Annotated in this window: 22 protein-coding genes; 8 read left to right on the top strand and 14 right to left on the bottom strand. The window is 43.2% G+C overall.

Annotated elements, in window-relative coordinates:
• Positions 1-6: 6 nt before the first annotated feature.
• Together JMX95_RS09590 and JMX95_RS09585 are read right to left on the bottom strand one after the other, a co-directional pair.
• Entirely contained in the window at positions 7-555 is a 549-nt protein-coding gene (locus tag JMX95_RS09590; protein ID WP_201560677.1) for a DUF4870 domain-containing protein, read from the bottom strand.
• Between the two features lie 48 nt (positions 556-603).
• Positions 604-972, bottom strand: a complete 369-nt coding sequence (locus JMX95_RS09585) for a hypothetical protein (protein WP_045454206.1) — start codon at positions 970-972, stop codon at positions 604-606.
• A gap of 247 nt (positions 973-1,219) precedes the next feature.
• On the opposite strand from JMX95_RS09585, the gene JMX95_RS09580 reads away from it, so the two are divergent.
• Positions 1,220-1,381: a hypothetical protein gene (locus JMX95_RS09580; RefSeq protein ID WP_227676031.1), complete on the top strand. Its 162-nt coding sequence runs from the start codon at positions 1,220-1,222 to the stop codon at positions 1,379-1,381.
• A 30-nt stretch (positions 1,382-1,411) separates the two neighbouring features.
• Here the strand turns inward: JMX95_RS09580 and JMX95_RS09575 are convergent, their stop codons facing one another.
• Both JMX95_RS09575 and JMX95_RS09570 read right to left on the bottom strand, forming a co-directional pair.
• A complete protein-coding gene (locus JMX95_RS09575) occupies positions 1,412-2,035 on the bottom strand; it encodes a GNAT family N-acetyltransferase (protein ID WP_201560676.1) in 624 nt (207 codons plus the stop codon).
• A gap of 90 nt (positions 2,036-2,125) precedes the next feature.
• A complete protein-coding gene (locus JMX95_RS09570; protein WP_201560675.1) occupies positions 2,126-3,778 on the bottom strand; it encodes an FAD-dependent oxidoreductase in 1,653 nt (550 codons plus the stop codon).
• Positions 3,779-4,132: 354 nt separating this feature from the next.
• Between JMX95_RS09570 and truD the strand changes: the two genes are divergently transcribed.
• On the top strand, positions 4,133-5,302 hold the full coding sequence (gene truD, locus JMX95_RS09565; RefSeq protein WP_227676034.1) for a tRNA pseudouridine(13) synthase TruD: 1,170 nt from the start codon (positions 4,133-4,135) through the stop codon (positions 5,300-5,302).
• Positions 5,303-5,334: 32 nt separating this feature from the next.
• Here the strand turns inward: truD and JMX95_RS09560 are convergent, their stop codons facing one another.
• Complete coding sequence (locus tag JMX95_RS09560) at positions 5,335-6,792, bottom strand: sensor domain-containing diguanylate cyclase (RefSeq protein WP_193008597.1); 1,458 nt, start codon at positions 6,790-6,792, stop codon at positions 5,335-5,337.
• Positions 6,793-7,154: 362 nt separating this feature from the next.
• The gene (locus tag JMX95_RS09555) at positions 7,155-8,036 is read right to left on the bottom strand and encodes a PHP domain-containing protein (protein WP_193008596.1); all 882 of its coding nucleotides are present in this window, start codon (positions 8,034-8,036) and stop codon (positions 7,155-7,157) included.
• Between the two features lie 222 nt (positions 8,037-8,258).
• On the opposite strand from JMX95_RS09555, the gene ispZ reads away from it, so the two are divergent.
• The 4 genes from ispZ (at position 8,259) to mnmC (ending at position 11,925) form a co-directional block, all read left to right on the top strand.
• Entirely contained in the window at positions 8,259-8,810 is a 552-nt protein-coding gene (gene ispZ / locus JMX95_RS09550; protein ID WP_198329447.1) for a septation protein IspZ, read from the top strand.
• Between the two features lie 138 nt (positions 8,811-8,948).
• Positions 8,949-9,278 carry a YciI family protein gene (locus JMX95_RS09545; protein WP_109589571.1) on the top strand — a complete coding sequence of 110 codons (330 nt, stop codon included), beginning with the start codon at positions 8,949-8,951 and terminating at the stop codon, positions 9,276-9,278.
• A gap of 62 nt (positions 9,279-9,340) precedes the next feature.
• Positions 9,341-9,715: a hypothetical protein gene (locus tag JMX95_RS09540; protein WP_227676030.1), complete on the top strand. Its 375-nt coding sequence runs from the start codon at positions 9,341-9,343 to the stop codon at positions 9,713-9,715.
• A 44-nt stretch (positions 9,716-9,759) separates the two neighbouring features.
• A complete protein-coding gene (gene mnmC, locus JMX95_RS09535; protein WP_201560673.1) occupies positions 9,760-11,925 on the top strand; it encodes an FAD-dependent 5-carboxymethylaminomethyl-2-thiouridine(34) oxidoreductase MnmC in 2,166 nt (721 codons plus the stop codon).
• Positions 11,926-11,942: 17 nt separating this feature from the next.
• Here the strand turns inward: mnmC and yiaA are convergent, their stop codons facing one another.
• The gene (yiaA, locus tag JMX95_RS09530; protein WP_055124683.1) at positions 11,943-12,500 is read right to left on the bottom strand and encodes an inner membrane protein YiaA; all 558 of its coding nucleotides are present in this window, start codon (positions 12,498-12,500) and stop codon (positions 11,943-11,945) included.
• 195 nt (positions 12,501-12,695) lie between these two features.
• Here yiaA and JMX95_RS09525 point away from each other — a divergent pair, with 195 nt between their 5' ends.
• Complete coding sequence (locus JMX95_RS09525) at positions 12,696-13,328, top strand: hypothetical protein (RefSeq protein ID WP_193008592.1); 633 nt, start codon at positions 12,696-12,698, stop codon at positions 13,326-13,328.
• Between the two features lie 129 nt (positions 13,329-13,457).
• Positions 13,458-14,087 (top strand): hypothetical protein, encoded by a 630-nt coding sequence (locus JMX95_RS09520; RefSeq protein WP_227676029.1) that lies wholly within the window; start codon positions 13,458-13,460, stop codon positions 14,085-14,087.
• A gap of 119 nt (positions 14,088-14,206) precedes the next feature.
• On the opposite strand, the gene JMX95_RS09515 is transcribed toward JMX95_RS09520, so the two are convergent.
• The 7 genes from JMX95_RS09515 to ffh all read right to left on the bottom strand — a co-directional run bounded on the left by JMX95_RS09515 (position 14,207) and on the right by ffh (position 20,657).
• Positions 14,207-14,881, bottom strand: coding sequence for a DUF4112 domain-containing protein (locus JMX95_RS09515; protein WP_227676028.1), 675 nt, complete (start codon positions 14,879-14,881; stop codon positions 14,207-14,209).
• Positions 14,874-15,791, bottom strand: a complete 918-nt coding sequence (gene ubiA / locus JMX95_RS09510) for a 4-hydroxybenzoate octaprenyltransferase (RefSeq protein ID WP_201560671.1) — start codon at positions 15,789-15,791, stop codon at positions 14,874-14,876. The genes JMX95_RS09515 and ubiA overlap by 8 nt, the downstream gene beginning before the upstream one ends.
• 107 nt (positions 15,792-15,898) lie before the next feature.
• Positions 15,899-16,141, bottom strand: coding sequence for a hypothetical protein (locus JMX95_RS09505; protein WP_045444258.1), 243 nt, complete (start codon positions 16,139-16,141; stop codon positions 15,899-15,901).
• Positions 16,142-16,312: 171 nt separating this feature from the next.
• On the bottom strand, positions 16,313-17,233 hold the full coding sequence (locus JMX95_RS09500) for a class I SAM-dependent methyltransferase (protein WP_227676027.1): 921 nt from the start codon (positions 17,231-17,233) through the stop codon (positions 16,313-16,315).
• Between the two features lie 46 nt (positions 17,234-17,279).
• Complete coding sequence (locus JMX95_RS09495) at positions 17,280-18,122, bottom strand: undecaprenyl-diphosphate phosphatase (RefSeq protein WP_109589588.1); 843 nt, start codon at positions 18,120-18,122, stop codon at positions 17,280-17,282.
• A 96-nt stretch (positions 18,123-18,218) separates the two neighbouring features.
• A complete protein-coding gene (gene tsaB, locus JMX95_RS09490) occupies positions 18,219-18,902 on the bottom strand; it encodes a tRNA (adenosine(37)-N6)-threonylcarbamoyltransferase complex dimerization subunit type 1 TsaB (RefSeq protein WP_201560682.1) in 684 nt (227 codons plus the stop codon).
• 204 nt (positions 18,903-19,106) lie between these two features.
• Positions 19,107-20,657 carry a signal recognition particle protein gene (gene ffh / locus JMX95_RS09485; RefSeq protein WP_201560670.1) on the bottom strand — a complete coding sequence of 517 codons (1,551 nt, stop codon included), beginning with the start codon at positions 20,655-20,657 and terminating at the stop codon, positions 19,107-19,109.
• Between the last annotated feature and the right edge of the window lie 166 nt (positions 20,658-20,823).

Raw genomic sequence — 20,823 nt, 5'->3', positions numbered from 1 at the left:
GAGGCATCATGGGCTAAATGAGAGGCGTAAGTTACGGTTTATTAAAGACTTTCTACTATCAAAGTCACTCAAATAGCATGAATTTTGTCCATTACACCGACGAATATTAAAAGGCACTCTAAAATCTTTGCCAGAAGAGCACTTGATTGCCCCCATTACGCAAAATACTAAGTGCGAGAAGCCAAATAATACCAGTGCTAGCATTGGAATCATCGCTAAAGGCGCAAATATAAAGGCTAGAATAAAGCCAAGTATCATTGCCACAATCCATAAGCCAATATAGCCGATAACGAAAGTGATCGACCAGTTCAGCGCCTCTTTAGCTTGTGTTTGCACATAAGCATCATCTTTTTTGACTAGCATAATAATGAGTGGTGGAATAAATCCAAAGAACAAACAGCCTAACCAGTTTAGGAGAGCTATGTTTGTAGAGTCCTGCTTGGTACTAGCAGCTTGCATATCTGTTCTATGGCTACTTGCTTGAACATTATTAATATCGTTATTGCTAGCGTCTTTATTGATATTTACGTGGGATTGTTGGGTACTATTAGGCATATCTGGATATATTCCTTTATAAAATTATTTAAATATTAAGTTTTGGTTCTAATTACCTAATACCCATTCATCGTTCACTTGATAAACCTTGAAATTGGTCTTGTTAGTGCGGCTCTCCCCCGCGATTGTCTGAGTGATATCAGCGGTACACATATAAGTATTGTCACCCTCGACAGTATCACAGTTGATATTTTCGACGCGTTCAAGCTTTGGCATCATACCCTCCATCATGCCGCTCATCGCCTTTGCCATCTCATCATTGCCTGCGTTCGCCATCGCATCGTCCATCATACTATTGGCTTGCTCGTATTGTGCCTCGATTAACGCTTCAACTGTGCTTTCAGAAGGTGCATTAGAGCATGCGACAAATAGCGGTGTTAGTAATGCTATGACTGCCAATTTTTTCAGATTAGTCATCTCAATCTCAATGTATCTATAATGTTACTTCACTATACAGAATTACTTCTAGATACCCAACTTAATTTTAGAATACAAGTTTGGATTTATGATAAATACCTTTAATAATCTAATGAGATGAAGGAATTAACGTGCGGTGTATACTGACAGTGCATTCACGATACTGCTATGATGTGGTATTCAAAACCGTTGCGAGATAACTGTGTGGCAGGTGTACTTTTTTATATTACCGATTGGTCTGGGAATTATGACCTTGGCAGCAAGTTTGTTATTTTTGTTTGCCTATCTGATGTCTGATGACAATGCCACGCGCTTGCCAGCTTTTAACTGGTTCAAGCGCTTAATCATCGTGGCATTTATATTACTAAGTGTTGGGCTATTTATGACCTTTGGTCATTTTTGGGGTTAATAAAATCAGCCTTTAAACATTCAATATTCTTTAATGAACCATTTTTTCTAACTCCAATAATTCTAAATCTTCACGCTTTGGCTCACCATTATTGCCGTCATTTGGAAATGGCATTTTATTACCATTTAGCTCATAACCTCGGCGCTGATAGTAAGCCAACAGCTCAGGACGATGACTCAAAATAGACATGGTCAAACGTGCAGTTTTTCTATCTGCTGCTTGCTCATCTGATTGTAGATGATGAGTAGCAAAGGTTTCTGCTGCTTGCAATATCACGTTGCCAATGCCATACCCCTGCAACTCTGGATCTACCGCAAACATACCGATGTAGGCTTTGTTGTTTGAGTCAGCATCGGTTTTGATATCGACAGCGATACAACCGAGTATCTCACCCGTTTCCTCTCCATCACGGTCGCCCGTTGTCGTTTTTGGATAGACAAAGTAATAGTGATTAGGGTCATTAATCACAGCAGCGAGCTCGGCTGACGTGGTTCGAATACCACCAATCAAATCCGCCTCATTGGTCCAACCTGCGGTCTCGCGATAACAGCGATTTAACAATTGCTCAAGTGCATTAATATCATCGGCTTGCGCTTGTCGCAAAAACACGGACTCTCTATCCAAGTAATTTTTATCTATAGTGTTTTTATTCATATTATAATTTTTCCTTTCCTTGTTTGTATTAAAAAAACTGACCCAAATCGATAGGTCAGCCTTAATAGTAATATGTATCCATCTTGAGTACTAGGGCGATAACGCCAGTGCTTGGTCGATAATATTAAATCCTGCCTTAAGCTGTGCACGCGTTGGCGCATAACCACGTCGGAGCAGTTCAGAAAAGGCAACCAATTCTTTATCATGCCCTAAAGTGCTAGCCGCACTAGCACGTGTGTCTTCCCCATCATCATTAAAGTAGTATTCGATATAATCTAACGTATCTGGTGAACCAAACAAGATGTTATGATCGGGTGTCGCGGCATGTCCACTATAGCGTAGGCTTTTGCCATATTGCATCGTCCAAAAGAAAGGGATACGCGCGGCGAGCGAGCTGACACTATCATCATTTAATATCGCAGCCGCAGTCACTAAGCCATGTTGCAAGGCCACGCGCCAATGTTCGATGCGCATGCGCCCCATTTGTCCAGAAGCTTTTGCAATATCACCCAATGCATAAACCCCATCACGCAGCTGTAAATGCTCATCCACTTGCAAGCCATCTGGCGCGTTTACTTCTTCGAATAGATCTATACGTGGTGCTACGCCAGTCCCTAAAATCACGATGTCTGCATCAACTTGCTCACCGTTCACCAGCGTGACACCGCCCACTTGTGACAAGGTTTGGTTTTCTTCTTCATTCTCAGACTGATTAACAACCCTTTTGACCTCAGTGATTTCATTGACCGTGGCATCAAAGACAAACTGAATGCCATTTTCTTCATGCAGCTTGATCAGCGCATTACTGACGGTTTCGGAGACAATATTTCCCATGACGCGATGGTCTTGTCCGATGACGGTAATAGAAGCCGTCGTGCCTGCTTGTGCCAATGCGGAAGCAACCTCCATACCGATAAAGCCAGTACCGATAATAACCACACGCTGGTCATGACTGGCCGCTTTTATCAATTTGGCATCATCCATACTGCGCAGCGTATAAACGCCATCAAGCTCAGCGCCTTTAAAAGGCGGTATCTTTGGCTCAGCGCCTGTTGCAACCACTAAAAAATCAGCGGTTTGTCTGTCACTATGACCATTTTTATCTTTAATGATAATGGTACGTTCATTGGGCGATACTTCGCTGACAGTTTGATTCAAGCGCAAATTAATATCGTGCTTGCTCGCCCAATCTGCACCGCCTAGTAGAAGCTTTTCTTCAGGCATATTGCCCGCTAAAAATGCTTTGGACAATAATGGACGGTTATAAGGGGCTTTATCATCAGCACTAATTAAGGTAATTTTGCCACCATAGCCAGTGTTACGCAGCTGATGCGCTGTCATAAAACCTGCTGCGCCACCACCCACGATGAGCGTATGCGTATCAATAAGCTTATCATTTGCAATCTTTTTGTCTATCTTCGCTGAGGTATTCACCGTTAAGCTGTCGCCGTTATCGGTCACTTCATATTGAGTCAAGCCTGCTGTCGCGACTGGCTCTAACAGAGTACCATCGCGGCTATCAAAAGTCGCATGATGCCAAGGACAGACCACGCGATTGCCACAACGTAAGCCTGTGCCTAAATCTGCGCCTGCGTGCGGGCATTTGCCATCGAACGCCTGAAACTCATCGTCGTCGCGGGTAATCAAAATGATACTATCATCATCTTGCTTGTAAGATTTCATGCCGCCACTAGCAATATCGGCCTTATTAACAGTCACTGTGTCAATCGTTGCATTGGTCATAAGTCTTCCTTAACAGTTATAATGGTTCCCTGAATCAAACGTGTTGAAAATAACTCTATCGCATCAGCCAATTTCAACGAAAAACACCATTCTCGATACGTTTATTTAAATGCTTTTTTAAAACGATATCCATTGATAGTAACAAGACACTTTCGCACACGCTGTTTTTTTGTATGTTTCCTGCGTTGCAAAACGTAATCGTTAACTGTTAATCCCTATGCTTACCTATTCTTTTTAAATTTTATCCTCAACATAAAAGACGACTTTATGACTTCTCGTGATGACATGACCGATATTAATGCTAGCCCTCAATCCGCTCTTGAAAACAATCAAGTTGATAATGAGCAGTTTGATATGGCAAGTATCGATATTACCGCCGCGACGGATACTGCGCAGTTACCGCAGCCTCTTCAACCACCTGTGCAGCAAGCAACCTATAAAGCCCACGCAACAGACTTTATCGTTAATGAGCTATTGCCGCTCGAATTCACCGGTGAAGGTGAGCATTTATGGCTGCATATCCAAAAATCAGGGATGAATACCGCTTATCTTGCCAAACTGCTGTCAGAGTGGGCAGAGATTCCTCTGCGCGATGTTGGTTATTCAGGTCTTAAGGATCGCCATGCATTGACAACCCAGTGGTTTAGCTTGCGAATCCCAAAAAAACAACTGCCTGCTGCTGAGTTTGCACCAGTCGATATCGGAGCCGATGAATCGGTCACGATCATCGACCAGAAATGGCACAACAAAAAGCTCAATCGCGGCACGCATCGCGCCAATCAATTTATCATCACCTTGCGTGATATCCAATTTGCTGATTTTGATACAGCATTGCCAGCACCTGAGCAATTATTGTCGGCGAAGCAAGATGTCGAGCAGCATTTAGCAAGCATCGCTATAAATGGCGTGCCCAATTATTTCGGCCCTCAGCGTTTTGGACGTAATGGCAATAATATTAGAGAAGCATTATCGCTGTTTGCCCGCCCACTACAGCAAAGTCGACCACAACCCAAAAAGAGCAAACGCAAGCACGCGCCACGTGAGCAGAATACAATGGAGCTGTCTGCCGCACGTAGCTTAATTTTCAATGAGATATTGGCGTTACGTGTACGTGATGGCAGCTGGAATACTGGGCTGGCAGGCGAAGTGTTTAACTTAGAGGGTTCAGGGTCAATATTTACTAGCGAAGCCATAGACGACACGTTGCGTGAACGCCTTGAGACGGGTGATATCCATCCCACTGCTGCATTATGGGGCAAGGATAATGATAAAGTCAGCGGCATGGCGGCAAGTACTGAGAAAAATGTGATTCAGCAAAATCCGCTACTGGCTCGCTTAGCCAATGGCTTAGAGCAGCGCGATGTAAAAGCACAGCGACGCGCGCTGCGCCTACCTATTGAAGCGCTGTCTTGGGAATGGCAGGATAAAGATAATGAACAGACATTGGTGCTGAGCTTTACGTTAACGACAGGTAGCTTTGCCACCAGTGTCTTGGCAAGCTTAGTAAAACAATTAATACACTAAAACGTAGTTGACCCTTCGACTATGGCAGCCAGCTATGTGCCATAAAGCGCTTCAATATTATTATTTTTTGCTGCCAACATCTCGTTGGCACTCACCACTTGATCACGGCCACGGCCTTTGGCTTCATACAAAGCCTTATCTGCCATACAAATTAAGCGCTGGCAAATATCATGAGGTAGCTGCACTGCGGGAATTTTACGATTCACGCGTTTGCTACTATACGAGGGGATTCTCTGCGGTTTAGCAAGCGACTGCGAGGCATCCTTTTTATTCAGAGTTTCGCAGGCTTGTTTTATACAATTACGCTCACCATGGGTCAGTGTATATAGCCCCAAGCTGGCAGTCACACTAAAGGCTGTATCGTCATCGAGAATGATGACGTGTTTGGCGATAACGCGCCGTAATTGTTCAGCTATTATCATAGCTGTGTCGTGCTTCGTATCTGGCAATACAATCAAAAACTCCTCACCGCCATAGCGACTCACGATTGTTTCATCAGTTAAAGACTGCAAGAGCGTCTGCGCGACCTCCACCAATACTCGATCCCCGATCTCATGACCGTAACTGTCATTGACCTCTTTAAACCAATCCAAATCCAATAAAATAACGCTGATATCTTGATGGTCTTCTACTGACTTCAGCACCTGCTTCATTTGCATCATCCCGTAACGGCGACTTTTGAGTTGGGTTAGCTCATCTTGATTGGCATGCTGCAGAATTTCCTTTTTACTGTCATCTAATATTAGTAACAAAGTACGAAACATATAGATAATAAAAATAGCTTTTGGTAGCGCCATATAAATATGTGTAGAACGCCAAAAAAAAGCGGAAGATCGGCGCAATTGATCAACACTGTCCCAATTTAGCGTGCCATTTTGAAAAATAGAGGCAGAGATGGCGTTTTCGATTGTCGTAATTTCACTATAATTGATATAACTATAATAGGTATCAAGAGGAATGACCGTGAGCGTCATTTGACGCAGATTGGGTAAAGTAACGCCAAGATAAGGAATAAATGTGACTGCCAGAATGACGGCTGCGTGCCCTAAAAACGCTCTCCATACATAGCGCCGACGTATAAGCATCATCCCCAGTATCGCACCGCCGACTAAAGAGACGCCCGCGACCAAGCTACTATGTCCTAAAACTAAAATAACCATTGCAATATAGGCACTATAAACCGTAATTAGTATGCCTTGCCATTTATACAAATTGCTATTGGCTTTTTTGACAGGTGAAAAACGACTGGTCATCCATAATAAAAACAAAGCTACCAGTGTCACGCCGAACCATAGTGGATACAACAGGGCTATATCGACATAGGTGTCATAAACATCGCGGCGCCACCAAACAAACAAACACCATAGCCAGTGTAAAGATACCTCCATCACCATAAATAAAGCCAGTAATGACGTTTTATCAGCAGCTTGCCACTCAAAAATTGCTTGAGATAGCTTGGTGTAGCCTAGATGAGATATCGATACAGCCATAGTAGGGCTACCGCAAATATTGAAAGTTATTAAGTCGACATTAAAACCATTAAATAAAAATCAAAAGCCTGAATCAATAATAATAAATGATATGACTTTTTACCTTATACCATTCCCAAAAACTTAAGTAGATAAGAATGCGAGTGTCGGTACTACATTTTGTAAACTAAATGGGAGTTAACCCCGACAATTTCATTTTTAAAAATAAATCCCACTTATCTAGTGTGGCAATTTCTGTCGCAGTTATCAATCTATTTAGTGCCTTCATGCGTCAATATATGACGCATGGTTTTTGGATAACCTGTCAATTGATATTTCAGCTGAGTTAACATTCAAAACTGTATTCAGCAATAAATTTTCGGCTAAGAAAACATTGCAAAAGACTGCCAAACTCCCTGCTGATCAGGGTTCATTGTCGGTACATCACCCAAACGACGCCACGGCATATTGCTACCATGAAAGTCACTACCGATCGAGGCGACAAGATTGTGAGCAGCGATACTGCGATCGACCATTCTGCGAGTACTAACCGGTTCGCTATTCGACGGCAGCTCACAAGCATCGCCACCAAGACCAGCAAACTCTTCAATCAGTTTACGGACTCGTGTTGCTGAAAGCTGATAACGTGTGGGATGCGCCAACACCGCCTTGCCACCACAAGCCTGAATCAGCTCAATACCGTCAGCCATGCTCAGTGCATCAATCGCCACATAAGCAGGCTTATTGTCTGCTAAATACTTATCAAAGGCTTTTTGTACCGTCTTGACTTCACCGCGCTCAAACAATACTTGACCAATATGCGCGCGCCCGACCGCTTGTGGATTGCCGCCTGCTTTATCAAGTACGGCTTGCCACAGCTCGTCATAGTTAATATCTAATAGCACACTGAGCTTTTCAGTGATTCGTTGACCACGCGTGGCACGGCTATCCTGTAATTGTTGCAGCGTTGCATGCATTTTTTCGCGATCGGTAAAATCTAGCCCCAGCACATGGATGATTTTATTGGTTGATTTATTTTTGCCATAACCACCAATAAGTGTATGCTCACAGCTTATCTCGACCCCATTAATCAGCTGCATATCGCAGGCAATGGCAGCCGCACGCGCCTCATCAATTCCTGCCAGCGTATCGTGATCGGTCAATGCCAATACATTGACGCCGGCCGCATGGGCGCGCTGCACTACTTCCGTTGGTGCATAAGTACCATCAGAGCAAGTGCTGTGACAATGTAAATCGAATTTCATAAGAGAAGCCTTAGCATTAAAAATTAAAAGTGTAGAAAATAAAAAAATGAGCACATTGGCAATAAGCCGTTATATTTGGCAGTTGTCATGATTATGAGTCATAATCATCAGGTATTGCTACGCAGGCCCGTGATATAGCATGATTATCGTGTTGATTGCTTTTTTTTGGCGCAGTAGACGTGTAAACTACCCCATACGTTTTTGTCGGACATCCCCTTTGCTATGAAAGCTTTATTAGACTTTATTCCCTTAATTGCCTTTTTTATTGCTGCTCGCTACAGTGGTATCCTAGCGGGGGCAGGTGCATTACTCATCGCCACTATCATTGTTTATGCCATTCATTTTATTCGCCAAAAAGGCACTTTTGATAAACAGCAATGGGTTGTCTTACTATTAACCATTTTGTTTTGTGGTGGTACTTTATTATTGCGTGATGATATCTATCTGCGTTGGAAGTCACCCATTATCAACGGTATCTTTGCACTAACACTTTTAGTCAGTGCTGCGATTAATAAGCCACTGATGCAACTGGCAATGAAAGATGTTTTTTTGCTGACGATGAGTGGTTGGAAAAAACTCACTCTCGCTTGGGCACTATTCTTCGCCTTTATGGGCATACTGCATTATATCACAGCGTTTACGATGTCAGATGAGGCATGGATTAACTTTAAAACTTATGGCTGGATTCCGATTATGTTGGTATTCGTCATCGCCCAGTTTGCCATATTAAAAAAGCACCTCAACCCTGCGCTCACGGATAAAACCGTCAAATAATACTCAATTTATCATTTTATAATAAAGCCAATGCTATTTCTAAATGCCGATAGCGACAATCATTAATCGCAATTAGCTCGGGCGCATTAAGCAAAACGCTTTAAATTAATCATAATTTTTATTAATCAAGGAAGTCTCATGTCCTTATTTGCCATTATTGGTCATGACGTGGCCAATAGCAGTGCACAACGTCAGATTACCCGCGCTGAACATGTCGAACGCTTGCAAGCTTTAGATCATGACAATCGACTGATTATCGCTGGTCCAACACCTATCGAGCATGGCAAAGGCGAGATGTCAGGCAGCTTAATTATTGCTGACTTTGACTCTGCAGAAGCAGCGCAATCATGGGCGAATGATGAGCCTTACTTACGTGATGGCGTGTACAGTCACGTAGATATCAAACCCTTTATCCATACATTGCCAAAAGCGGATGACAGCGCATCAGTTAAAGTAGCAAAATCGTGATTCAGTGCCTATCTTTGTTAAAAAGTCGCTCTTATCAGCGTAGCATTGTTAGTATGATTTTTATGGCTACTGTTTCAGCACAGGCTGCGCCGACGGTGACAGCTATCGATGTGGCTGATCCAACACTCACGACACCCGTGCCAGCTCAACCAATATCGACCGCTCAACCAACGAAAAACTCAGTGATGAATATCAGCGATACATTGGCGGCGCAATTACAACCATCTGATAAGGCGTTATCCGATGCCAATCAGCAGCTATTAAGCCGTAATGCACAGTTGCAGCGCGAGTTGAATGACTTGCAAACTCAAGTGAATGTTTTGGTCTACGAGAGCAAAGGTCAGCTTTTTTTATACGGTGCATTTACTGTTTTAATTAGCTTACTGGTCGGTATTTTTATTTCTTGGTTGGTGTTTGTCCGCCGTGAACGCTGGTAACTAATACCACGCGCTTTTTATTGATTTATCTTATGTGACTGTCTATGTCTAAATCCATGTTCGAATCAAAAGATACTGATACATCGTCGACACCCTCCAAAAACACTCAGTCACTAAGCATTCACTCATCAAATATCACCCCTGCCAAGATTAATTGGCAGATGGATGATACGGGTAATAAAGTGCCTGTATCGGGTGAGTTTGGTGATGTTTACTTCTCAAATGCTGATGGTTTAGCGGAATCGCGTCATGTGTTTTTGACGCACAATCAATTGCCTGAACGACTGACCAATCTTGCACCAAAGCAATGCTTTACGATTGCTGAATTGGGCTTTGGTACTGGGTTGAACCTCTTAGCGACTTGGCAGCTATGGCGACAGCTGCGAGATATACACCCTCAATTAGCAACTGCAAAACTGCATTTTATTACCACTGAAAAGTTCCCGATACCCCTTACCGACCTTACCCAAATACTTGCCTTATGGGGACAGCGCGCGCCTGAATTGACAACACTGATTGAGCTATTATTAGCGGCCTATCCGCCTCCTATCGCGGGCTGTCATCGTTTGAGTTTCTTTGATGATAATTTGACCGTTGATATATGGTTGGGTGACGCAGCTGAGAGCTTAGCCAAACTGGCAAATAACTCTTCTAGCTCGCATGCACCTTATGTTGACGCTTGGTTTTTAGATGGTTTTGCGCCCTCTTGCAATAGTACCTTGTGGGCGGATAGTATTTTTGCACAAATACAGCGTTTATCACGACCCAATACAACTGCCGCCACCTATAGCTGTGCCGGTATCGTCAAACGTGCGCTGCAAGATTGTGGCTTTCAGATTAAAAAAGTGAAAGGCTTTGGTCGTAAGAACGAAATGCTAACGGCGGTCATGCTAGATACCATAAATTTAACTGACAATAATAATGGCAACAATAGTAAAGACATAAATAGTAAAGACATCACCTTTTACAATAATGCTAGCATCGCCGCGCCCGACAACGATAGCCAATCTGCCAAACCCACTGACAACCTGCCCGCCCATAGCATTGTCATTGGCGCTGGCGTTTCGGGGCTATTAACGGCTTGGTCATTGGCCAATCGTGGTATTCAAGTCACCTTGTTAGATAAATCAGCACCCTTGGCAGGCGCATCAGGCAACCCTCGTGCTCTGCTCGCTCCCAAGATGACGCCCATTCATCATGTCGATGAACATTTGCATACCATAGGCTATCTCTATAGCAGCAGGCTATATCGATGCTTAAATGTAGACGCTAAAAAATCAGGATTAGTGCCAATACTTGAACCAACGGGCGCTCTTGATCTGCTTATGAAAGCCAATATTGGCACAGAGCAAATCGCTGATTATCCCGATGAGATGGCCACCACACTATCACATGAGCAGGCGCAAACTGTCAGCGGGTTAAAAACACAAGATTTATCAGAGAATTTGTATTTACCGCAGTCTGGCTTGGTCAATCCGCAAGCATTAAAAGATACTATCCTAATGCATCCACTCATCCACTTTCAGCAAGTAGACGTTAAGAGTATTAGCGAAACAGAAGAAAGTGTTTGTATCGAAGGCAATAATCAGGATAAGCAGACGATATCCATTAGCGCTGATAATGTGGTCATTTGCGCAGCTTTTGAGAGTCATCAACTGGACAAGCGTATTTTTGATTGTCGTAAAATTCGTGGTCAGCTTTCTTGGTTTACGCCCACAACCGAGCAGCTCACCATATTGCCCAAAATACCGCTTAAATACAGCGGTTACTGTGCGTTATTTACCGCGCAAACAGGCGATGCACAATTGAACGATGTTGTAGAACAGCAATCTCAGTTTTTATTAGGCGCAAGCTTTATACGTAATGATACTGACATAGATATCCGCACAGAAGAGCATCAGATTAGCCGCGACAAACTAGTGACTGCCATTCCCGAGATGGACTCGATTATTCCAACAGATATTAGTTTGTGGCAAGGACGGGCGGGGATTCGCACGCAAACGCCTGATTATCATCCTATCGTTGGAGCGTTAGCAGACAGTAAACGAACTTGGGTCATGAGTGCCATGGGAGCTAAGGGGTATGCCATCGCACCAATATGTGCTGAAGCGCTAACAGATATGATGTTAGGAGCATTTCCCCCCTTATCAACAGCGATGCTTGCGCGCCTGTCGCCAAATCGTACGCGTTTACAAACACCGCTTACTTGAAATTTTTAGTCAAAGGTTTAATCACTGCCTTCCATTCTAGATTTAACCGCGCCAAAAAGTGATTTTCCAGTGTCAGAGTCGCGGGACTCTTGATGACCAATTTTAGTACTACTTTGAGTATCAGTCGTAATCATTGGTGCAGTTAAAGTCCGAATCTGTGCTTCGTCACGGGTGTTTTTTTGAATGGTCACTGCAGCAAATAAACTCATGGTAAATGCCATCATATAAAAGCCTTTTTCACTTAAGCTTAAACTTCCCGCATTCATCAAACCAATAGCGATTAGCGCAATGGATAATCCAAGAGCCGCCCAGCTGATTAGATAATACATATTGGTTGTTGGAATACCTTCACTACGATCACGAAGGGTTTTTTGCAAACTAATTGCTGAATAAAGACCTAGCGCCAGCACCGCTATATAATAGCCTTTTTCATTTAATAACATACTCTGTGCATTCCATAAGCCAAGTAAATACGCTAGGACACCCACCAACATCACCGCCCAAGAAGTCCCGACATAAGCAGTAGTTGGTTTATAAGCGGCTAGCTGACTCTTCGTAATCGTGTCATTATTCATCATCTTCCTTAATTAGAAATAGGCAAGCACTTAGTCGTAAAATATATAGTGGTAAGATACATAATAGCGAGATAAACAATAGCGAGATACAACTTTTATCGACCGCTATTTTGCCTTAACATAACACAAGCATGTTATATTGTAATCTAAAAACTTTTTTTTAATAAATAGCATTTTTTATGACAGAGTCCCGACATGTCTTTTTTTACCTTACTCATTTTGCTTAGCCTAATTGTTATTGTGCCCATATTTTTTGTGATGAAAGAAAAGTCTAAGCACACACAGATTGCTTCTATACAGCGGCATCAAGAATACTTAGCTTCTGCGAATCTTGTCGCTACCCAGTCTAAAGCAGATATGACTGTAAACAACGAGGTAAATCATGAGCGAGCTAATGGGCTCAGCATGATTAACTTTTCAGCTCGACATCCTTTTATCAAGCTACTTTATGACGAGCAAGTACCTAAGGCGTTTCGATCTGTGATGGATGATATTGGACAACAATATGAGTCCACCCATCATGAAGAAATCACTGAATCACAGCTATTTACTCTCAATAAACTCATCACCACACGTGTTCCAGAATTGATTGGCGACTACCTTAGCCTCGATCAACATTATGCCAAAACAGTCATTATCGATACCGACAAACAAAATACCAGCTATGACATGGTATTAGATCAATTAAACTCGATTTTAGACTTTTCTCAAAAGCTCAATATTCAAAGCCAAAGTGGCGTTGTAGACAAGCTACTTGCCAGCCGTCGATACTTAGATGACGTCTATAAAGAAAGCGGTATGGCGGCCGACAATCTAAAACTGAAATAAGTAATGCCTGTAGATAGTAAGCAAGAAATTGATAACAATAACAAATGACGGTCATACTTGACTGTGAGGGATAAATAAGTCTACGTCGTTCACTATATTTGAACAAAAACTCTGCCAATGGATAGCCGTATGATTATGAAAATCGATGCTCTTACAATTGCAAAATCAAAACCCTATTTTCAGGCGATTTCTGCTATTTTTTTAAGTCTTTCACTATTGAGTGCTTGCCAAAAAACACCAGAGCCTGAGACAGATAACGAAACAATCTCTGAAGCGGCAGTACAAACCACACCCGTGACTAGCAATATTAATGTTGATACGACCGCTGATAATGGTGATGATATCGCAAATTCTGAAGTAAGCTCAGAACAAGATGTAAGCTTAACTGAGCTAGAAAATGACCTTGGTGCAACAGACTCGGCAGCAAACAATACTGCCCCAGCACCAAATCCAGAACAAGCCATTAAAGGCGCGCAAATTACTGATGTCCGTTATAAAAATGCGGCTGGTGAATCACTCTCGGTCGTTTTTGAAACCTCAGCAGCAGGCGTACTCAACGCTATCGTTAGCCTACCGAACAAACCAAAAATGACACTAAGTGCACCAGAAGGCCAAGGCAATAACCCAACTTATCGAACAACCGATGGCAGTATCCAACTGGTCAGTCATGCGGGTGGCGGCAGTATTGATTTTATCAAAAATAATAAAGTCACTAGCTTTGATGCAGTCAGTGCCGAAGCAGAAGTCATCACTGAGTAATTGATTAAAAAATACAGCTTAGCACCTTTAAAAGGTTACATAAAAGAAATCTCTTGAGCATTAAAAAGGCGGCAAATATTTATGATATTTGCCGCCTTTTTAATGCTATTAACTTTTCTCTAGCCAAATCCAGTTACTTTGCCAAACAGACTGACCAGCCAACTTATTACTGCCCACAGTCCCCAACCAATCACTACAATAACGATTAGTCCCAACAGATCAGGAATGTGCAAATACAACCACGCAATGATAGGATTGCGCCAAAAAGCGCCAAAACGGCTACGCTGTTTGTCTTCTAGCGACTGATGCAAAAACGGCCGATCCATGTGCATGGTTTCAGTAATACCATATTCATTGTGCAGATGCTCATGCACGATGCCCAAAGTCTTACGACTGGGACGAATAAAAATATCGAGCAGCGTTCCAATACCCGGTACGATACCAACGACCATATCAATAAGTGCCAGTCTGACGGCAGGTGTCATTTTATGCGCTGGCACACCCAACTGACGCCCTAATACAAAAGCATAGCTGGTTAAAGCCAGTCCCGCTAAATCTCCTGCCAGCGGAATCGTCGAAAGCGCCGCATCTGCACCCATGCCTTGTTTGGTAAAAGGCACACGTACCAGCGAATCCATCGTATTAGCAAACTTAGCCAATTTACGCTCGGTGGCGATCACTTGTTCGCGTGTTAGCCCATGCTCAGCTAGCTTTGCTTGATAATCGATGACAGGTGCATTGGCATCAGAAGATTTTTTCGCTTTTGACTTTGAGAGCTTTTTGAAGTTATCCATTAAAAGTCGTCCATAGGCAAGCGATTGCGATAAGAGCAAAGACGTAACGTCCTACCCATATATTAGCTAAAAATGCCTGAAAACAAGCCATAGCTTGACGACTGGCACAAGCGCTATTTTGCTTAGCAAACATCATTGCGACTAGCGCTAAGCCAAATACTGGCGTCAGGCCTAAGCTTGTCGGTGCAAAGTAATGCCAAATGACCGCGCCCATAATAAGCAAAAACAATGTTTGTAGCAGCGAGATAATAATCACATCGTAGCGACCAAATAATATCGCCGTTGATTTGACCCCGATTTTTAAATCATCTTCACGGTCAGCCATAGCATATTGGGTATCATAAGCCATGGTCCAACACATATAAGCGACAAATAACAGCCAACACCAAGTATCAGGCGCGCCTTGTATCGCCACATACGCCATCGGTATCGCCCAACCAAAAGCCGCTGCTAAAAACACCTGCGGCAAATGGGTAAAACGCTTCATAAATGGATAAATGAATGCCAATAACACTGCGCCAAGCGACCAGTAAAATACGGCTATCGGCAAAAAGAACAGCAAACTGGCGCTGAGTAATACCAATACTAAAAAAGCAGCGATTGCTTCTTTAGCAGACAGACGCCCATCAGCTAATGGACGGCCTTTGGTGCGGGTCACATGACCATCGACCTTACGATCGGCAAAATCATTGATCGCGCAACCTGCCGCCCGCATAAAAATTGCGCCCAGCGCAAAAATCACCAACATCTTAAGACTTGGTAGACCTGCACTTGCACCTTGCTGTTGCGCTTGACCCATCGCCGCCAGCATTACGCCCCATAGCGTTGGCCATAATAATAGCTCAATACCTACTGGTTTATCAAAGCGCGTCAGCTGTAGGTAGGCTTGTAGTTTGTCGTTAAATGTCATGGCTTTTTATTATCATTAATAGAAGGTTTTTTTGTGCGTGTTTGCCTACTTTTTCGGCAGCTCTTATATGAAGTGCTATTACATTGAATTATTAATACATTGGCGAGCTACTGAATTTGCTGCCACAATTTGTTGGCTTCAATGAGCGACAGCTCAGGATATTGTTTACGTAAGGCTTTAATGGCAGGAATTTTGTCTTTTTGTGCGGCTTGTTGACGCAAAAATGCCACATAATCTTCAGGACGACTGAACTCTTTTAAACGGGCTTCCAGCCTTAATATTCGGGTGCGCAAAATGATATTTATTAATAATAATCCTGCACCCATGATCCAAATAATTAGCGTCGACATTCCCTGCTCCTAAATCCAATCACTCTAAATTTTACAAATATGAAGTTGCTAACTGCGCGCTCTAAGCTCAATAACTTAGTTAAATAACTTAGTTAAATAACTTAGTTAAATAACTTAGTTCAACAGATAAGTTCAATCGCTAGGCGCATTTATTATGATGAGAAACGGCTATTAAACAAAATAACCATCAAAGCGTACGGCTTCGTTATGCCAGCTCTCACTTGGTTGTTGATGCGCAAGTAACGGCGCAAATTGCGGACGCTTAACGACCACGCGCCCCTGTGTGTTTGTTTTTTGTCCCTTTTGACGGACGACTGCTTGCGCACTTTGTAGCAACTGTTCTTCTTGTTCTAGCGTTGGGGGGCTAGCCAATTGGTGTAAGGCTTGCATGTGCTTGCCCACTTTAGCGCCTTTACCCGTTTTGCTATCTTGGTAACTGTCTTCCGGAAACATAGGGTCCAGATACACCACATCGATTAATTTCTTATCGATTTCTTTAGTGTCATTTATCGCATCTGCTGCTAGAGTTGCAAAATAGCCAAGCGCATCGGTATTGATAATATGCAGACGGCTCATCAGCTTTTGCCAATTTGCTAGCCCACTCATACGCTGCTGCTCTACTAACAATAACAATGCCATTAAGGGCTGCTGCTCGAGCATAATGACCTGTGCACCCGTACTGGCTAATATCAAACTGTCATGACCAAAGCCTGCTGTGGCATCGATAACATGACTGTCAGATGTGATTTTGACTGCTTGTAATAATAACTCAGACTTACGCCCCGCACTCACCACACGGCGTTGCAGCTTATCCCATTCTGGTGCAACGCTTAACCCATCGCTCAGCCATGATAGCTTGTTTTTTTCATCCAACAACAAAATAAGTTGGGTAGCTGTCTGGCTTAACTGCTGACGCCGTTTTTGACTAAGCTTATCGGTAAACAGCTCAAGGTGTAAAATAATGGGCAGCTGATGTGCAATGATCAACGCTTGTATATCTGCAACCTGACTATGCTGCGACTCGCTGACATAGTATAGTTGGCAGTGCATAATGTTACTACTCTCTTTGAACCCTTGGCGTGAAGCGGTCATCTCTACTTTCCTATTCGCGGCTTATAGACTCATCCCACAATCGGCTCTAGCCTGCCATTTGATAACCAAAACCCCAAGCCGCTATTAATACAATGATGCCAGTAATAATGCGTAACCACGCAAAGATTTTAAAATCACGACGACTGACCCATTCTACTAGCAAACGGATACAGAGTAAGGCGACGATAAATGACACCACCGTACCTATACCTAATACCAGCCAATCCTCGCTATTGGTTAATACGTCATGATGCTTTAGCAAATCCAATAATGCCGCGCCCACGATGACTGGAATACCCAAAAAGAAAGAAAATTCAGCGGAAGCTTTACGTGAGACGCCGAGCCATAGCGCGCCGATAATTGTCGCGCCTGAGCGTGATGTTCCCGGTATCAATGCCAGACATTGCAGCAGACCAATCATCAACGCGGTTTTTAGACTGACGTCTTCTGCTTCTTGCGCAATAATCGTTTTAGGGCGATTTTCTACATAGAATATCAATAAACCACCGATAATCAGCATAATGGCCACGACGATGGGATTAAATAAATATGATTTAATCTCATCAGCGAAGGTGAAGCCAACGATCATCACTGGAATAGTCGCCACAATCAAGCTAAGTCCTAGCTGGCGTGGATTACTCATGCCTTCAGCTTTGCCTGTCAGCAGACCCATAAGCGCTTGCCATAGTCTGTCCCAGTAATCATAAATGACCGCTAAGATAGCGCCAAGCTGCACCACTACCACAAATAAATCGACTTTTTCTTTGGTCCAAAAGCCCATCAAATCCGCTGATAAAATCAAGTAGCCAGTGCTAGAGATGGGTAAAAATTCAGTGATACCTTCAACGATACCCATGATAACAGCTTGAATTAATAAAATGATATCCACGATGGCTTTCCTAAATATGGATCTATTGGCTAATAGCGTTTTAGAGTATTTTTATATTTTATATAGCGCTGATAATAGCTGGCATTAATATGATGGTTACGCCTTACCTTGCTCTTTGAGCGTTTTCCACGCTTGGTTGCGCAGATACTTTGGTAAAGCTTGCGAAGCTTCTGTGCCGCCTGTCGCCATAAATTGAGCAATACCAAGCTGCCCTATCACAGTAGCGTCAGGGTGAATATCTGCCTGAATGATCTGACCGTCATGTAATGTTAATAACGGCGCACCATTGCCAGCAATGGGAATATTAAGCACTGTCCGGCTGTCATAATCGAGCAACTGCTCGGTATCTTCGCCATTTTCCTGATTAGCCGCCTGCATAAGGTTATCTATTAGCACATATTGCCCAAAATAAACTTGCTGCATACGCGCATCAAGGGCGCTATACACTTCGGTCACACCATATTTTTGATACGCCGCTTGCGCAATCGCTTGTAGGCTTGAGACTCCTACACAAGGAATATCATGGGCGACAGACAATGCTTGTACTACTGCCGTATTAATCCGTATGCCACTAAAGGCACCAGGACCACGGTTAAATATCAAGGCTTGTAAATCAGCAAGGTTGAGCTTAGCCTCGGACAAAGCGGCGTCAATCATTGGCAGAATTTGCTGGGTTTGCTGGCGTTTACCCGTCTCCGTATGACTCGATAGCACTTGACCACTGGCATCTAAAATCGCGATCGAACACTGATCAAACACGGTATCCATTGCTAAAAACATCATAACCTCGGCCTATTCACTTAGCATTATAAAACAGCGCCTATCATAGCATTTAGGATAGGCAAATTTTATTAATTTCTAAATTTTCATACTTAATCCATCAATATTTATGGAAACATGACAGACATAAAAAACCCCAAAGCGACTTACACCTTGGGGTTTTCATTAAGAATTGAATACTATAGCAATCTAAGCATCTATCAATTAAAAACGGGTTTTAAACTTTTTTGGCGCTTGATTTTGCATCTCCGCCATTTGTTTTTGCATCTCTTCGGTGCTTGGCATGTTGTTTGGATCTAGACCCATCTGCTTAGCCATTTGTTGTGGATTCACATCCTTGACGCCGCCTTGCTGACCGCCGCCACCAAATAAAGGACCGCCACCGCCGCCACCAGCACCGCCACCACCCATCAACCCTTGCATCGATTTCATCATTTTACTGATGCCTTCAGGCTTAGAGATCATTTTCATCATTTTTGCCATTTGCTTATGTTGTTTGAGCAAACGATTGACGTCTTGAATCTCACGTCCAGAACCTGCGGCAATACGGCGCTTACGGCTTGGGTTAATTTTATCGGGATTTTTGCGCTCAAATGGCGTCATCGAATTAATCAACGCTTCCATCTCACGTACTTTTTCTTCTGGCTTAGCATCTTCGACTGCTTTTTGCATATCCGAGCCGCCCATACCTGGCATCTTATCTAAGAAGCCTGCCATGCCGCCCATGCTTTTCATTTGTTGAAACTGAGTCAATAGATCCTCAAGGTCGAAATCGCCGCCCTTTTGCATCTTTTTCGCCATTTTTTCGGCTTTATCACGGTCGATTTTTTGTTCAACTTCTTCGACCAAACTCAGTACGTCACCCATACCAAGTATACGTTGAGCGATACGTTCAGGATGGAACAGCTCTAACGCGTCTAATTTTTCACCGCGACCTAAAAACTTAATCGGTTTGCCAGTAATGGCACGTACAGAAAGTGCCGCACCGCCGCGCGCATCACCATCAGTTTTGGTTAAGATGACACCTGTTAATGGCAGCGCATCATTAAAGGCTTTAGCAGTGTTTGCCGCATCTTGACCCGTCATCGCATCGACGACGAACAAGGTTTCAGAAGGATTGACCGCTGCAGTTAATGCCTTAATCTCAGCCATCATAGTCTCATCGATAGCCAGACGACCAGCGGTATCAATAATCAAAATATCTTGGTACTGAATCTTTGCTTCTTCGATAGCACGTAAGGCAATATCAATCGGGTTTTCATCGCTACTTGAATTAACAAACTTGGCATTCACTTGACCTGCCACTTGCTCAAGCTGAGCAATCGCCGCTGGACGATAGACGTCAGCTGATACTAGCATCACCTTTTTCTTATGGCGCTCTTGTAAAAACTTCGCCAATTTACCAGCCGTCGTGGTTTTACCTGCCCCTTGCAAACCAGCCAGTAAATAAACAACTGGTGGCTTACCCGTCATCTCAAGCTGCTGATTGGCGCTGCCCATCATTTCGGTCAGCTCGTCATGGACGATTTTGACAAAGGCTTGCCCTGGCGCTAACTCTTTGAGTACTTCTGCACCAAGCGCTTGTTCTTTGACGCGCTTTACAAAGTCACGGGTGACGGGTAGCGCGACGTCGGCTTCTAGTAGCGCCATACGCACTTCACGCAGGGTATCTTTGATGTTGTCTTCGGTCAACTGCCCAGTACCGACAATATTGCGCAGGCTCGACGATAAGCGTTCTGTTAAGGTATCAAACATAAATAACTCTCAGTTAAAATAATTCTTGGTGAAAACAATATTTACTTAAAATAATGCTTACTTAAAACAATACTTAGCTGAAACTGGCTTCAGCTTAAATGGCGGATAAATATTATTAGGGAATACTGTAAAGTATTTAATCGTATCTTCATAAAAACAATGATAA

Origin of the sequence: Psychrobacter sp. NC44 (assembly GCF_904846655.1) — a bacterium.
In the GTDB taxonomy this organism is placed as follows: domain Bacteria; phylum Pseudomonadota; class Gammaproteobacteria; order Pseudomonadales; family Moraxellaceae; genus Psychrobacter.
The sequence above is the reverse complement of the archived record's forward strand: the minus strand, read 5'-3'. Positions and strand labels throughout refer to the sequence as shown.

What these genes read in the sequence shown, in the direction of transcription:
- JMX95_RS09590 (WP_201560677.1), bottom strand. Translation starts at nt 555, where the DNA reads ATGCCTAATAGTACCCAACAATCCCACGTAAATATCAATAAAGACGCT.
- JMX95_RS09585 (WP_045454206.1), bottom strand. Translation starts at nt 972, where the DNA reads ATGACTAATCTGAAAAAATTGGCAGTCATAGCATTACTAACACCGCTA.
- JMX95_RS09580 (WP_227676031.1), top strand. Translation starts at nt 1,220, where the DNA reads ATGACCTTGGCAGCAAGTTTGTTATTTTTGTTTGCCTATCTGATGTCT.
- JMX95_RS09575 (WP_201560676.1), bottom strand. Translation starts at nt 2,035, where the DNA reads ATGAATAAAAACACTATAGATAAAAATTACTTGGATAGAGAGTCCGTG.
- JMX95_RS09570 (WP_201560675.1), bottom strand. Translation starts at nt 3,778, where the DNA reads ATGACCAATGCAACGATTGACACAGTGACTGTTAATAAGGCCGATATT.
- truD (WP_227676034.1), top strand. Translation starts at nt 4,133, where the DNA reads ATGGCAAGTATCGATATTACCGCCGCGACGGATACTGCGCAGTTACCG.
- JMX95_RS09560 (WP_193008597.1), bottom strand. Translation starts at nt 6,792, where the DNA reads ATGGCTGTATCGATATCTCATCTAGGCTACACCAAGCTATCTCAAGCA.
- JMX95_RS09555 (WP_193008596.1), bottom strand. Translation starts at nt 8,036, where the DNA reads ATGAAATTCGATTTACATTGTCACAGCACTTGCTCTGATGGTACTTAT.
- ispZ (WP_198329447.1), top strand. Translation starts at nt 8,259, where the DNA reads ATGAAAGCTTTATTAGACTTTATTCCCTTAATTGCCTTTTTTATTGCT.
- JMX95_RS09545 (WP_109589571.1), top strand. Translation starts at nt 8,949, where the DNA reads ATGTCCTTATTTGCCATTATTGGTCATGACGTGGCCAATAGCAGTGCA.
- JMX95_RS09540 (WP_227676030.1), top strand. Translation starts at nt 9,341, where the DNA reads ATGGCTACTGTTTCAGCACAGGCTGCGCCGACGGTGACAGCTATCGAT.
- mnmC (WP_201560673.1), top strand. Translation starts at nt 9,760, where the DNA reads ATGTCTAAATCCATGTTCGAATCAAAAGATACTGATACATCGTCGACA.
- yiaA (WP_055124683.1), bottom strand. Translation starts at nt 12,500, where the DNA reads ATGAATAATGACACGATTACGAAGAGTCAGCTAGCCGCTTATAAACCA.
- JMX95_RS09525 (WP_193008592.1), top strand. Translation starts at nt 12,696, where the DNA reads ATGTCTTTTTTTACCTTACTCATTTTGCTTAGCCTAATTGTTATTGTG.
- JMX95_RS09520 (WP_227676029.1), top strand. Translation starts at nt 13,458, where the DNA reads ATGATTATGAAAATCGATGCTCTTACAATTGCAAAATCAAAACCCTAT.
- JMX95_RS09515 (WP_227676028.1), bottom strand. Translation starts at nt 14,881, where the DNA reads ATGGATAACTTCAAAAAGCTCTCAAAGTCAAAAGCGAAAAAATCTTCT.
- ubiA (WP_201560671.1), bottom strand. Translation starts at nt 15,791, where the DNA reads ATGACATTTAACGACAAACTACAAGCCTACCTACAGCTGACGCGCTTT.
- JMX95_RS09505 (WP_045444258.1), bottom strand. Translation starts at nt 16,141, where the DNA reads ATGTCGACGCTAATTATTTGGATCATGGGTGCAGGATTATTATTAATA.
- JMX95_RS09500 (WP_227676027.1), bottom strand. Translation starts at nt 17,233, where the DNA reads ATGACCGCTTCACGCCAAGGGTTCAAAGAGAGTAGTAACATTATGCAC.
- tsaB (WP_201560682.1), bottom strand. Translation starts at nt 18,902, where the DNA reads ATGTTTTTAGCAATGGATACCGTGTTTGATCAGTGTTCGATCGCGATT.
- ffh (WP_201560670.1), bottom strand. Translation starts at nt 20,657, where the DNA reads ATGTTTGATACCTTAACAGAACGCTTATCGTCGAGCCTGCGCAATATT.